This is a genomic window from Escherichia sp. S10b (genome assembly GCF_028421345.1).
Lineage (GTDB): Bacteria > Pseudomonadota > Gammaproteobacteria > Enterobacterales > Enterobacteriaceae > ECMA0423.
The window spans coordinates 1-12,383 of sequence record NZ_JAHZSO010000038.1; the positions used below are offsets into that span (position 1 = coordinate 1).

Annotated in this window: 13 protein-coding genes and 1 pseudogene; 7 read left to right on the forward strand and 7 right to left on the reverse strand. The window is 51.2% G+C overall.

Translation table 11 applies throughout. From position 1 onward, the window contains the following. Positions 1-69, forward strand: a 69-nt coding sequence (locus FTE26_RS03345; RefSeq protein WP_244468892.1) for a hypothetical protein, incomplete at its 5' end; no start/stop codon positions are given. Positions 70-112: 43 nt separating this feature from the next. Next, positions 113-220 (forward strand): annotated as a pseudogene (locus tag FTE26_RS03350) (TetR/AcrR family transcriptional regulator); the annotation flags it as partial. Here FTE26_RS03350 and ytfB read toward each other — a convergent pair. Next, on the reverse strand, positions 204-842 hold the full coding sequence (gene ytfB / locus FTE26_RS03355) for a cell division protein YtfB (RefSeq protein ID WP_001119478.1): 639 nt from the start codon (positions 840-842) through the stop codon (positions 204-206). The pseudogene FTE26_RS03350 and the gene ytfB sit on opposite strands and share 17 nt — an antisense overlap. A gap of 218 nt (positions 843-1,060) precedes the next feature. Here ytfB and fklB point away from each other — a divergent pair, with 218 nt between their 5' ends. Beyond that, positions 1,061-1,681, forward strand: a complete 621-nt coding sequence (gene fklB, locus FTE26_RS03360; RefSeq protein ID WP_000211225.1) for an FKBP-type peptidyl-prolyl cis-trans isomerase — start codon at positions 1,061-1,063, stop codon at positions 1,679-1,681. A gap of 308 nt (positions 1,682-1,989) precedes the next feature. Then, a complete protein-coding gene (gene cycA, locus FTE26_RS03365) occupies positions 1,990-3,402 on the forward strand; it encodes a D-serine/D-alanine/glycine transporter (protein WP_000228346.1) in 1,413 nt (470 codons plus the stop codon). 44 nt (positions 3,403-3,446) lie between these two features. Here cycA and ytfE read toward each other — a convergent pair whose 3' ends face one another. The 3 genes from ytfE to qorB all read right to left on the reverse strand — a co-directional run bounded on the left by ytfE (position 3,447) and on the right by qorB (position 6,150). Next, a complete protein-coding gene (ytfE, locus tag FTE26_RS03370) occupies positions 3,447-4,109 on the reverse strand; it encodes an iron-sulfur cluster repair protein YtfE (protein ID WP_000331456.1) in 663 nt (220 codons plus the stop codon). Positions 4,110-4,216: 107 nt separating this feature from the next. After that, positions 4,217-5,182 carry a DMT family transporter gene (locus FTE26_RS03375; RefSeq protein WP_001296686.1) on the reverse strand — a complete coding sequence of 322 codons (966 nt, stop codon included), beginning with the start codon at positions 5,180-5,182 and terminating at the stop codon, positions 4,217-4,219. Between the two features lie 107 nt (positions 5,183-5,289). Beyond that, positions 5,290-6,150 (reverse strand): NAD(P)H:quinone oxidoreductase, encoded by an 861-nt coding sequence (gene qorB, locus FTE26_RS03380; protein ID WP_000560564.1) that lies wholly within the window; start codon positions 6,148-6,150, stop codon positions 5,290-5,292. Between the two features lie 88 nt (positions 6,151-6,238). Between qorB and FTE26_RS03385 the strand changes: the two genes are divergently transcribed. Next, a complete protein-coding gene (locus FTE26_RS03385; protein ID WP_000084622.1) occupies positions 6,239-6,619 on the forward strand; it encodes a winged helix-turn-helix transcriptional regulator in 381 nt (126 codons plus the stop codon). A 128-nt stretch (positions 6,620-6,747) separates the two neighbouring features. Here FTE26_RS03385 and cpdB read toward each other — a convergent pair whose 3' ends face one another. Next, a complete protein-coding gene (gene cpdB, locus FTE26_RS03390; protein ID WP_000589416.1) occupies positions 6,748-8,691 on the reverse strand; it encodes a 2',3'-cyclic-nucleotide 2'-phosphodiesterase in 1,944 nt (647 codons plus the stop codon). A gap of 189 nt (positions 8,692-8,880) precedes the next feature. On the opposite strand from cpdB, the gene cysQ reads away from it, so the two are divergent. Further along, on the forward strand, positions 8,881-9,621 hold the full coding sequence (gene cysQ / locus FTE26_RS03395; protein WP_000886909.1) for a 3'(2'),5'-bisphosphate nucleotidase CysQ: 741 nt from the start codon (positions 8,881-8,883) through the stop codon (positions 9,619-9,621). Here cysQ and FTE26_RS03400 read toward each other — a convergent pair. Beyond that, entirely contained in the window at positions 9,611-10,168 is a 558-nt protein-coding gene (locus tag FTE26_RS03400; protein WP_000175289.1) for a YtfJ family protein, read from the reverse strand. The genes cysQ and FTE26_RS03400 overlap by 11 nt on opposite strands. A 324-nt stretch (positions 10,169-10,492) precedes the next feature. Between FTE26_RS03400 and FTE26_RS03405 the strand changes: the two genes are divergently transcribed. After that, positions 10,493-10,699: a DUF1107 domain-containing protein gene (locus FTE26_RS03405; protein WP_000689228.1), complete on the forward strand. Its 207-nt coding sequence runs from the start codon at positions 10,493-10,495 to the stop codon at positions 10,697-10,699. A gap of 61 nt (positions 10,700-10,760) precedes the next feature. Here FTE26_RS03405 and FTE26_RS03410 read toward each other — a convergent pair whose 3' ends face one another. Continuing rightward, entirely contained in the window at positions 10,761-12,104 is a 1,344-nt protein-coding gene (locus FTE26_RS03410; protein WP_000935036.1) for a hemolysin family protein, read from the reverse strand. Between the last annotated feature and the right edge of the window lie 279 nt (positions 12,105-12,383).

Genomic DNA, 12,383 nt, shown 5'->3' on the forward strand with positions numbered 1-12,383 from the left:
GGAGAGATGGTGCAGTCAGGCCGCTCGTTGAAGCAGGAACCCACCGAAATGATTCAGGCGACAGCCTGAACGAAGCAGGGATCCACGTCCTTCAGGGCGTGGAGGATGTCAACATATCAGTATGGTTTCCCCCCAGGCACTGGAAGCCAGACGTAAGGTCATCAAAGAGACAATCCTTAGCTGGCTTTTGGTTGACCCTTCATCTACCGCGCACGAATAAAACTGCCATCCGGCTGGCGGGTAAACAGGACCTGTTGATTATTCCCCGTATCAATGGTTAAGCCCGTCACCACGCCGCTGGCGTTCTGGCGGATTTTCACCATTTGCCCGTTTTGCAAATTACTCAGCGGCTTACCCGCGCCTTCTACCTGCGCCATTGCATAGACATCGGTAGCGGGCAGTCCGTGGTCGCGGAACAGCTGCGCCATCGTTTTACCGGGTTCGACACGGTAAGAGCGCCATTGATTATCAATTCCGCTATCTGGCTGGAATGGTTGCGTTTGGGTAGTTTGCGGCTGCTCTTCTGGCTGGCCTTCCTGTATAGGTTCTGGAGCGACCGGAGCCACCTGATCAGGATCATTTTGTGGGGTGACTAATTGCGCCCGCAGCTGTTCTTCTGTCGGCGGTTGTGATTGCGACTGAATATCTAACTGCGCTTCACGCGTCACCACCGGCGCGTTGGGCGTATCATCAGATGGAAGCAGAAATCCGACCACCAATACAATGGCGGCAATAATGATCCCCCGACGATGCATCGGCGGCAGCGGGTCCATGAAGCGAAAATTGTCCGGCGCGTGCCAGACTTTCTCCAGGGTTGGTTTTAGTTCAAAGCGCCCGGGCATGGTTTCCTCCTGCTCCGCGTCTTGTTCCTCAATCATAGCCTATGAATAAGCTAACGCTATGATGTCCGTGGTAAACCCGCCTTTATTATATTCATACGGGATATTGCTATTGTTTCTTTTTCCCCGGGATTTGTCATCATTCCTGCGACAAAGTTTTACCCAAAGAAGTGTGGCTGATATGCTGCCCGCTACTTTTATACCCTAAGAAAGGAAATACGATGACCACCCCAACTTTTGACACCATCGAAGCGCAAGCAAGCTACGGCATTGGTTTGCAGGTAGGGCAACAACTGAGTGAATCTGGCCTGGAAGGGCTGCTGCCAGAAGCACTGGTTGCAGGTATTGCCGATGCGCTGGAAGGCAAACATCCGGCTGTTCCGGTTGATGTGGTGCATCGCGCGCTGCGTGAAATCCACGAGCGCGCCGATGCCGTTCGTCGTCAGCGTTTCCAGGCGATGGCTGCTGAAGGTGTGAAATACCTGGAAGAAAACGCCAAAAAAGAAGGTGTGAATAGCACCGAATCTGGCCTGCAATTCCGCGTGATCAACCAGGGTGAAGGCGCAATTCCGGCACGTACCGACCGCGTTCGTGTTCATTACACCGGTAAACTGATCGACGGCACCGTGTTTGACAGCTCCGTTGCTCGTGGTGAACCCGCTGAATTTCCGGTTAATGGCGTGATCCCTGGCTGGATTGAAGCACTGACTCTGATGCCGGTAGGTTCTAAATGGGAACTGACTATCCCGCAGGAACTGGCATATGGCGAGCGCGGCGCAGGCGCATCCATCCCTCCGTTCAGTACCCTGGTGTTTGAAGTCGAACTGCTGGAAATTCTCTAAGCAGCGCATTCTGTTCCCCTCGAACCAGAGGGGAGCAGGCATTCAGCAATAAACCCTTCAGTTTGCCAAACGGCGCTATTTTGTGTTGCAAAGACCCCGTAAGCGTGTATTTTTGTGAGCTGTTTCGCGTTATCACCGTGATATGACACTCACTTTAAACATAAAATTAACATTAGATCTAAATCTTAGTATTCATCCCGCGTATTGTTACCTAATATCGATGAGTCCCGATACAGATTCGTCGTATCATAGACTGACTAAAGGCCGTAGAGCCTGAACAACACAGACAGGTACAGGAAGAAAAAAACATGGTAGATCAGGTAAAAGTCGTTGCCGATGATCAGGCTCCGGCTGAACAGTCGCTACGGCGCAATCTCACAAACCGACATATTCAGCTTATTGCCATTGGCGGTGCCATTGGTACGGGGTTGTTTATGGGGTCCGGCAAAACGATTAGCCTTGCCGGGCCGTCGATCATTTTCGTTTATATGATCATTGGTTTTATGCTCTTTTTCGTGATGCGGGCAATGGGGGAATTGCTGCTTTCGAATCTGGAATACAAATCTTTTAGTGACTTCGCTTCCGATTTACTCGGGCCGTGGGCAGGATATTTCACCGGCTGGACCTACTGGTTCTGCTGGGTTGTAACCGGTATGGCAGACGTGGTGGCGATCACGGCTTATGCTCAGTTCTGGTTCCCCGATCTCTCCGACTGGGTCGCCTCGCTGGCGGTGATAGTGCTGCTGCTGACGCTCAACCTTGCCACCGTGAAAATGTTCGGTGAGATGGAGTTCTGGTTTGCGATGATCAAAATCGTCGCCATCGTGTCGCTGATTGTCGTCGGCCTGGTCATGGTGGCGATGCACTTTCAGTCACCGACCGGTGTGGAAGCGTCATTCGCGCATTTGTGGAATGACGGCGGCTGGTTCCCGAAAGGTTTAAGTGGCTTCTTTGCCGGATTCCAGATAGCGGTTTTCGCTTTCGTGGGGATTGAGCTGGTAGGTACAACAGCTGCGGAAACCAAAGATCCGGAGAAATCACTGCCACGCGCGATTAACTCCATTCCGATCCGTATCATTATGTTCTACGTCTTCGCGCTGATTGTGATTATGTCCGTGACGCCGTGGAGTTCGGTAGTCCCGGAGAAGAGCCCGTTTGTTGAACTGTTTGTGTTGGTAGGTTTGCCTGCGGCTGCCAGCGTGATCAACTTTGTGGTGCTGACCTCTGCGGCGTCTTCCGCTAACAGCGGCGTCTTCTCTACCAGCCGTATGCTGTTTGGTCTGGCGCAGGAAGGTGTGGCACCGAAAGCGTTCGCTAAACTTTCTAAGCGCGCAGTACCCGCGAAAGGGTTGACCTTCTCGTGTATCTGTCTGCTCGGCGGCGTGGTGATGCTGTATGTGAATCCCAGCGTGATTGGCGCGTTCACGATGATCACGACCGTTTCCGCGATTCTGTTTATGTTCGTCTGGACGATTATCCTTTGCTCGTACCTGGTGTACCGCAAACAGCGTCCTCATCTGCATGAGAAGTCGATCTATAAGATGCCGCTCGGCAAGCTGATGTGCTGGGTATGTATGGCGTTCTTTGTGTTCGTGGTCGTGTTGCTGACACTGGAAGATGACACTCGCCAGGCGCTGTTGGTCACCCCGCTGTGGTTTATCGCACTGGGGCTGGGCTGGTTGTTTATTGGTAAGAAGCGGGCTGCTGAACTGCGGAAATAACCGCATTATCATGCTGGATGGCGCAATGCCATCCAGCTTTTAGATTACTCACCCGCCAGCGCGCGTGGGAACAGTACATTGTTTTCCAGGCTGATGTGATCCATCAGGTCATCAATCAGTTCATTAATGCCGTTATACATCGCTTTCCAGGTGGTGCAGGCTTCTGGCGGCGGTGTGACGTTATTGGTAGTGTGTTTGATCACTTCCAGCAGTTCGCCCGCTTCATCGTGCTCGCTTTCCATCACGCTGATTGGTCCCATTGCCTGGCTGCCCATGCCTTGTTTGATCATCGGGAAGAGGATCTGCTCTTCTTTCATCATGTGGCTGGAAAGCTCTTCATGCAGCATAGTCAGGTATTTTGTCAGCCCTTTTGGCACGCTCGGTTTGTCGGCGTGAACGCGCTCGACTTTAGTCGCTTGCAGGATCAGCTCCGGCAGCTGCTCGCGGTGACGATCGTGGTAGCGCACGATGATATGGTCAATGATTTCTGCCAGCGGGGCGCTACGCCAGTCTTTCTCAATCGGTTGTTCAGCAAGCTTTGCCAGTTCAGCTTCAATGACCTCAACATCCAGTTCTTTACGTGCCGCCGCGCGCGCCAGCGTCTGCTTACCGCCACAGCAGTAATCCATATCATATTTACGAAACAGAGCCGAAGCGCGAGGGATAGAGAGCGCCAGTTCACCTAAAGGTTGGTCGCGATAAGCCATAGCTGATACCTCATTCTTAATAAGATAAGATGTATTTTAAATGCATCTTTAAGGCAAAAGCTATAACCCTTACGTAGCAGAGGCTTATTTAACTCACTGCCAGCGTGTCAACTTTCTGAGACAGATTCAGTTAAAGGTTTTTCTGGTTTTGCTCTGACCGCAATGACTACGCCAATCACTAACAGCGCGATACCGCTCAGCGTCATTAGCGGCGGCATTTGCTGGCGGAGTAAAAAGGTGTACAGCAAACCTGCCAGCGTTTCGAAAACAATCAGCGGCCCGAGAATCACTGTCGGTAATCGCTGGCTGGCGACGTTCCAGCAGAGTGCGCCAACCCATGAGCAAAGCACGGCTATCGCAACCATCAGACTAATAAACACCAGCGGACGGGGGCCAAAAGGTAAGGAGAAGTCCGGCGTTTGTATATTCAGCCAGTAACAGGCGACGAGATAGCCGATGAGAGAAACCGGCAGCGTGACCAGCGCCTGCGCCGTCGCCCACATCATCGGATGTTTGTCGGGATTTTCCCGCAGCCAGCGGGCGTTGCGCAGGGCATACCATGCCCAGCAGACCACGGAAACTAACGCTAGCACGATGCCAGAGGTATAACGTGCCCAGTCAAAATCGGGGAGTCCGTGGTTTAACTCAGCAATATTCACACTCGCCAGCCCGATGCCAATACAAATCAGTGCCGGGGCGAGTTTTCCCCACGCGAGTTTGCCGTCGCGCTGGCTATAAAGCAGATTGGCAAAGACAGGAATGACCACCGGCAGGGTGCCGATAATCATCGTGGAAACAGGCGCGCCAGTACGTTGAATGGCACTGGCAAGGCAGAAGTAATAAATGAGGTTGCCCATCATAGTGAGCATCAAGGCGGTAAGCCAGTCCCGACGCGCCAACTGACGCAGACGCACGCGTCCCAGCCAGGCAATGGGCAGCGCAATTAACCCTAACGCCAGATAACGCCCCATCGACTGCAACATCGCCGGGTATTCCGGTACGATCAACGGCCCGACAAAAATAAGCCCCCACATCAACCCTGCTAACAGGGCGTACAGCACGCCGCTAATCATTACTGGCATCCATTGGTCTGTCAGAAGAAAGTTCAGGAAGCAGACATGATTGCTCCCGGCATCCCGTCATTATTAGAGAGGATGCGGGAGGATGCCACTTTAATTAACTAGTTATTAACATTAAAAAGATGGCTTACGCTTTCGGCTAACGTTGTCGTTGGGCGGCCAATCAATTTGCTAAGCGTTTTGCTGTTATCAAACAGACCACCTTTCGATGCGCCAACGTCAGAATCCGCCAGCATATCCGCCAGTCCGTCGGGCAGTCCGACGCTTTTCAGTGCCGCGGCGAAATCGGCTTCGCTCAGATTTTGATAGGTAACGGATTTTCCGCTCTGTTTGGTCAGCTCTGCCGCTAACTGTGTCAACGTCCAGGCACTATCGCCCGCCAGTTCGTAAACCTTGCCTTCGTGACCGGCTTCGCTAATCACGCGTGCCGCAGCTGCCGCATAATCTGCCCGCGTTGCTGAGGCGATTTTGCCATCGCCCGCCGCACCGATAAATACGCCGTGTTCCAGTGCTGCCGGGGCGCTGGCGAGGTAGTTTTCGGTGTACCAGCCGTTGCGCAGCAGGGTGTAAACGATGCCAGAATCAGCCAGCATTTTCTCCGTCTCGATGTGCTCATCGGCGAGGCTGAGCGGGGAGGTATCTGCATGTAGCAGGCTGGTATAAGCGATAAATTTCACGCCAGCCGCCTTTGCGGCATTAATAACATTACGATGCTGCGGGGCACGTTGACCCACTTCGCTGGAAGAGATCAGCAGTAGTTTTTCCACTCCCTGAAGTGCAGATGTCAGTGCGGCTTCATCGCCGTAGTCAGCCTGACGCACGGTAATGCCTTGTGCTGCCAGGGCCTGGGCTTTTGCCGGATTACGAACGATAGCCACTATTTGGCTGGCAGGAACCGTTTTCATCAAGGATTCAATAACATAGTGACCAAGTTGGCCAGTGGCACCAGTAATAGCGATCATGGGAAGTCTCCATCGTTTTGTCTTGTGTTTAAATACGCTAACACCTAAACTTACTTTTAGTAAGTACGTACAAAAAGGTAAGTATGAAATGAGTCAGGTTAGCCTGTCGCAACAACTGAAAGAGGGTAATCTCTTTGCGGAACAGTGCCCGTCGCGCGAGGTGTTGAAACACGTCACCAGCCGTTGGGGGGTATTGATTCTGGTGGCGCTACGCGAAGGTACTCATCGCTTTAGCGACCTGCGGCGCAAAATCGGTGGGGTGAGTGAAAAGATGCTTGCGCAGTCGTTACAGGCGTTAGAACAGGATGGTTTTCTTAACCGTATCGCGTATCCGGTGGTGCCGCCGCATGTGGAATACAGCCTCACGCCGCTGGGCGAGCAGGTGAGCGAAAAGGTTGCTGCACTGGCGGACTGGATTGAGTTGAATTTGCCCGAGGTGTTGGCGGTGCGGGATGAACGTGCGGCATAACTGCCGGATGCGCTGAGCTTATCTGGTCTACGGTGCATGGCTTGTAGGGCGGATAAGATGCGCCAGCATCGCATCCGCCAATAAATGCCGGATGCGGTTGATGATTTATAGGCCGAAAAAGAAGTGTTTTACTTACTCAAATCCACCTGATAAATCGCAAACCCGATATCATCGGTCGCGACTTTATTCATCGGATATTGCCCTTTCTCTTTAATAAACGCCGCGGCTTTATCTGATGGAGAGGTTTCGAAACGAATATCCAGTTTCTTATCGCCGGCTATCGGTGCTAAACGCCAGTTGTTATCTGCCGCCGGGTGAATTTCCCCCGCACGTTTCGACTCATCAGCAATCCACGCTGCCAGCACCGAGCGGTTCTCATCCGGTGAAGCAAAAGCGATATGGCTGTCGCCCGTACCGGCAAATTTGCCGCCGTAAGCGCGATAGTTATTGGTGGCAACGAGGAACATGGCGTTCGGATCAATCGGCTTGCCGTTAAAGGTCAGGTTCTTAATCCTTTCCGCATTGGCATTAATCATCTGGCACTCGCCGTCATAACGGGCGGGTTGGGTAACATCAATCTGATAATTCACACCATCAATCACATCAAAGTTATAAGTGCGGAAACCATCCCAGTTAATGAGTGACTGTGGTTTCGTGCTGTTAGGATCAATCTGGTTAAACTGTCCGGCAGAGCATTCCAGCCACTCTTTCACCTCTTTACCGCTGGCTTTCACCACAATCAGCGTATTGGGGTAGAGATAAAGATCGGCGGCATTACGGAAGGTCAACTGGCCTTTTTCCACCTCCACATAGCTTGCCGGGTCATTTTTGCGACCACCAACTTTAAACGGTGCGGCAGCTGAAAGCACTGGCAGTTTTGCCAGATCCGGATCGCTCTGAATGTAATGCTCGACATACGCTTTTTGCGCGTTGTTCACCACCTGCACGGTCGGATCGTCCTGCACCAGTGCCAGATAGCTATACATATTGTCGGCAGATTTACCGATTGGCTTGCTGACGAACTGGCGTGTGGCATCGTGATCGGCTTTGAGTGTTTCTACCAGCTTGCTGTCTTCCGCCGCGAGGGATTTTTTATTAGCGATGTCGTAAATCGGTCGTGCTTCCGCTTTCGCCTGCGTCACCTGCCATTTACCGCTGTCATTACTGAGTTGTAAGTCGACCACACCAAGATGATCGCCCCACATGCCTGGCATTACCGCCGGAACACCATTCAGCGTGCCTTTCGCGATATCAGCTCCTTCGATATCAGCAAAATCTTTACTTGGGAAAACGGCGTGAGCATGGCCAAACATAATGGCGTCAACACCCGGAATTTCACTGAGATAATAAACTGAGTTTTCCGCCATCACTTTATACGGATCGGCAGACAGCCCGGAATGCGCCAGAACGACAACGAGATCGGCACCTTTCTCACGCATTTCAGGCACGTATTTGCGCACAGTTTCTGTTATATCGTTAACGGTGACTTTGCCGGACAAATTGGCTTTATCCCACCCCATAATCTGCGGCGGCACGACGCCAATATAGCCAATCTTTAACGTCTGTTTTTTTCCGTCTTTATCGACCACTTCGGTGTCTTTAATTAAATACGGTGTAAACATGGGCTGTTTGGTTTTTGCGTCAATGACGTTGGCATTTACATAAGGGAATTTCGCTCCTGCCAACGCATTTTTCAGGTAATCCAGACCGTAGTTAAACTCGTGGTTGCCAAGCGTGCCGACGGTATAGTCCAGCGTATTTAATGCCTTATAGACCGGGTGAATATCTCCGGCTTTTAATCCTTTCGCCGACATGTAATCGGCCAGCGGACTTCCCTGGATCAAGTCGCCGTTATCCACCAGCACGCTATTTTTGACTTCATTGCGGGCATCGTTAATCAGGCTTGCGGTGCGTACCAGTCCGAACTTTTCCGTGGCGGTGTCTTTGTAATAATCGAAATCCATCATGTTGCTATGCAGATCAGTGGTTTCCATGATACGCAGATCGACCGTCGCTGCATTCACACTGGCGGCAATCAGCGTGGCCAGGAGCGTTGCGCTAAACTTAATCATCAGGGACATCCTTTTATTATCGGGAATACGAAAGAAAAGGGAGAATAAACGTCTTACTTATAGAACAGTGAAGAATGCCACAATTTTACGCTTTGAAAATGATGACACTATCACAGTTGGCGCATTCATTAACGATAGGGTATAAGTAAAACAATAAGTTAACACCGCTCACAGAGACGAGGTGGAGAAATGTTAGATCAAGTATGCCAGCTTGCACGGAATGCAGGCGATGCCATTATGCAGGTCTACGACGGGACGAAACCGATGGACGTCGTCAGCAAAGCGGACAATTCTCCGGTAACGGCAGCGGATATTGCCGCACACACCGTTATCATGGACGGTTTACGTACGCTGACACCGGATATTCCGGTCCTTTCTGAAGAAGATCCTCCCGGTTGGGAAGTCCGTCAGCACTGGCAGCGTTACTGGCTGGTAGACCCGCTGGATGGTACTAAAGAGTTTATTAAACGCAATGGCGAATTCACCGTTAACATTGCGCTCATTGACCATGGCAAACCGATTTTAGGTGTGGTGTATGCGCCGGTAATGAACGTAATGTACAGCGCGGCAGAAGGCAAGGCCTGGAAAGAAGAGTGCGGTGTGCGCAAGCAGATTCAGGTCCGCGATGCGCGCCCGCCGCTGGTGGTTATCAGCCGTTCCCATGCAGATGCGGAGCTGAAAGAGTATCTGCAACAGCTTGGCGAACATCAGACCACGTCCATCGGCTCTTCGCTGAAATTCTGCCTGGTGGCGGAAGGACAGGCGCAGCTGTACCCGCGCTTCGGACCAACGAATATTTGGGACACCGCCGCTGGACATGCTGTGGCTGCAGCTGCCGGAGCGCACGTTCACGACTGGCAGGGTAAACCGCTGGATTACACTCCGCGCGAGTCGTTCCTGAATCCTGGGTTCAGAGTGTCTATTTATTAATTAATTTATGCAGCAGGTCCATCACTTGCTGCACCTCTTCCTGAGTAAGCGCCCCGTCTTTGGCCCATTGCACGCGACCGTCTTTATCCAGCACCACTACAGCGGAACTTTTTTCATCCAGCTGCCAGGCACCGCGTGCGACGCCATTGCTATCAACAATAAACTGCGACCAGGGATAAAGCTTTTTATTACTCTCCAGACTGCTGCGCACAAACATGCCGGAACCCGGAATTGCGTCGTCGGTGTTAACAATGGTGGTGGTCTGGTAACGATCGTGCGGTAACTTCGCTGATTTAATCGCTTCAATCAGCGTCGCGTTTTTCTCTTTTGCAGAGGTGCGACCAGCAATATGTTGCAGTACTCGCACTTTTCCCACTAACTGCGCGCTGTTCCAGGTTTTGTAGCTAAACTGATCTTTATCAAGCACCAACTCGCCACGATCGGTGATGCCAATCGGCGGCACTCGCTGACCGGTTTCGAACTGATGTGCGGAAGCCATCATCGGCAACAGCAGGCAGGTGAGTGCCAGAATCTTGCGTAGGGTCATGGTGTTTCCTTCTTATGATATGCAGGTGATCCGACCACTTGGGTCTGAGTTTTAATCATATGTGCTATTTATCGAATTTCCCGCAAGTGTGATGCCAGTTTGCGGTCAAGCGCACAAATCATATGAAAAATGAATGCTTATACTGAAGACCGCGCTTCGGTAAAAAGATAATTCTGAATAATTGTAACCTTTAGGTAAAAAAAGTTATACGCGGTGGAAACATTGCCCGGATAGTCTATAGTCACTAAGCATTAAAATTTGCGCCTCATAATAGTTGGGCCGATTGTGGCACCGCACAGGCGTAATACTCAGCAGGAGATAACAATGAAAATTTTCCAACGGTACAACCCACTTCAGGTGGCGAAGTACGTAAAGATCCTGTTCCGTGGACGGTTATACATCAAGGACGTTGGCGCTTTTGAATTTGATAAGGGTAAGATTCTTATCCCAAAAGTGAAGGATAAGCTGCATTTGTCAGTGATGTCCGAAGTTAACCGTCAGGTTATGCGTCTGCAAACAGAGATGGCTTAACCAAAGTGCTATGCAGTAATAAGACGGCTCCTGATTCAGGAGCCGTTGATGTTTCTGGGGGTTACGCGACGCTTTCTTCTTTATCTTTAGCGTCAGGCAGTTTTGGCGAAAGGGCGGTGGCCTTGCTGTCGATCCGGGTCACCAGCAGCTGGTCGATGCGGTAGTTATCGATATCCACCACTTCAAATTTGTAGCCGGCGAATTTCACCGAATCGGTGCGTTTCGGGATCTTACGCAGCATAAACATCATAAAGCCGCCGATGGTTTCGTAGTTGCCCGACTGCGGGAACTCGTCAATATCCAGCACGCGCATGACGTCGTCAATTGGGGTGCCGCCGTCAATCAGCCATGAGTTCTCATCACGGGCGACAATCTGCTCTTCCAGCCCCTGACCGACCAGATCGCCCATCAGCGTGGTCATCACGTCGTTGAGGGTGATGATCCCCACCACCAGCGCGTACTCGTTCATGATCACCGCGAAGTCTTCACCTGCGGTTTTAAAACTTTCCAACGCCTCTGAAAGGGTTAACGTATCCGGCACAATCAGCGTGTTGCGAATTTGTACGCCGCTGTTCAGTGCCAGGCTTTGGTTAGCCAGCACGCGGTTCAGCAGGTCTTTAGAATCGACATAACCGATGATGTGGTCAATATCTTCATTACAGACGAGGAACTTAGAGTGCGGATGTTCCGCCACCTTATTCTTCAGGCTTTGCTCATCTTCGTGGAGATCAAACCAAATCACGTTTTCACGCGGTGTCATTGAAGACGGAACGGTACGGGATTCCAGCTCAAAGACGTTTTCAATCAGCTCGTGTTCCTGTTTACGTAACACGCCTGCCAGCGCACCGGCTTCCACTACCGCGTAGATGTCATCAGAAGTGATGTCATCTTTACGTACCATTGGCAGTTTGAAAATACGGAAGATTATGTTCGCCAGTCCGTTGAAGAACCACACCAGCGGGGTGCAAACGTACAGGCAGAAGCGCATCGGGTTGATGATACGCAAAGCCACCGCTTCTGGCGCAATCATACCGATGCGTTTCGGGGTTAAATCCGCAAACAGGATAAACATGCCAGTCACTAACGAGAAAGAGAGAATAAAGCTCAGTTGCTCAGAGAGTTCTGCCGACATATAGCGGGAGAACAGGCTGTGAAAAGCTGGAGAAAATGCCGCATCACCGACGATACCGCCGAGAATCGCCACTGCGTTCAGACCGATTTGGACCACGGTAAAGAACATGCCGGGATTTTCCTGCATATTCAGAACGCGTTGGGCATTTATATTGCCTTCATCAGCCAGCAGTTTAAGTTTGATTTTGCGTGAGGCGGCAAGCGAGATCTCGGACATCGAGAAGAACGCACTTACAGCGATCAAACAGAGTATGACTAAAATACTGTTTAACATATCTTATCCGACCTTTCAGGCCAGATCCTCGGAAGGGGAAGTTGATTAATTTGTGTGAAATACACATTGAAAGCCGATTCGAAGAAAGTGAACCGGCATTTTCAGTGGCTAGTATAGCGTAAGGTACTGTAAAGTCGCCAGAGGGTTAAAATTCAGACTGCTGATAAATGCAATACTGCCTGATGCGCTATGCCAATCAGGCCTTGTATTATCCCTCCAGTGCAGAGAAAATCGGCCAGTTTTCTCTGCCTGCAGTCCGCATGCCGTATCGGGCCTTGG

Bases quoted from the DNA above. Each gene is read 5' to 3' on its own strand.
- ytfB (WP_001119478.1), bottom strand. From the start codon at position 842: ATGCCCGGGCGCTTTGAACTAAAACCAACCCTGGAGAAAGTCTGGCAC.
- fklB (WP_000211225.1), top strand. From the start codon at position 1,061: ATGACCACCCCAACTTTTGACACCATCGAAGCGCAAGCAAGCTACGGC.
- cycA (WP_000228346.1), top strand. From the start codon at position 1,990: ATGGTAGATCAGGTAAAAGTCGTTGCCGATGATCAGGCTCCGGCTGAA.
- ytfE (WP_000331456.1), bottom strand. From the start codon at position 4,109: ATGGCTTATCGCGACCAACCTTTAGGTGAACTGGCGCTCTCTATCCCT.
- FTE26_RS03375 (WP_001296686.1), bottom strand. From the start codon at position 5,182: ATGATTAGCGGCGTGCTGTACGCCCTGTTAGCAGGGTTGATGTGGGGG.
- qorB (WP_000560564.1), bottom strand. From the start codon at position 6,150: ATGATCGCTATTACTGGTGCCACTGGCCAACTTGGTCACTATGTTATT.
- FTE26_RS03385 (WP_000084622.1), top strand. From the start codon at position 6,239: ATGAGTCAGGTTAGCCTGTCGCAACAACTGAAAGAGGGTAATCTCTTT.
- cpdB (WP_000589416.1), bottom strand. From the start codon at position 8,691: ATGATTAAGTTTAGCGCAACGCTCCTGGCCACGCTGATTGCCGCCAGT.
- cysQ (WP_000886909.1), top strand. From the start codon at position 8,881: ATGTTAGATCAAGTATGCCAGCTTGCACGGAATGCAGGCGATGCCATT.
- FTE26_RS03400 (WP_000175289.1), bottom strand. From the start codon at position 10,168: ATGACCCTACGCAAGATTCTGGCACTCACCTGCCTGCTGTTGCCGATG.
- FTE26_RS03405 (WP_000689228.1), top strand. From the start codon at position 10,493: ATGAAAATTTTCCAACGGTACAACCCACTTCAGGTGGCGAAGTACGTA.
- FTE26_RS03410 (WP_000935036.1), bottom strand. From the start codon at position 12,104: ATGTTAAACAGTATTTTAGTCATACTCTGTTTGATCGCTGTAAGTGCG.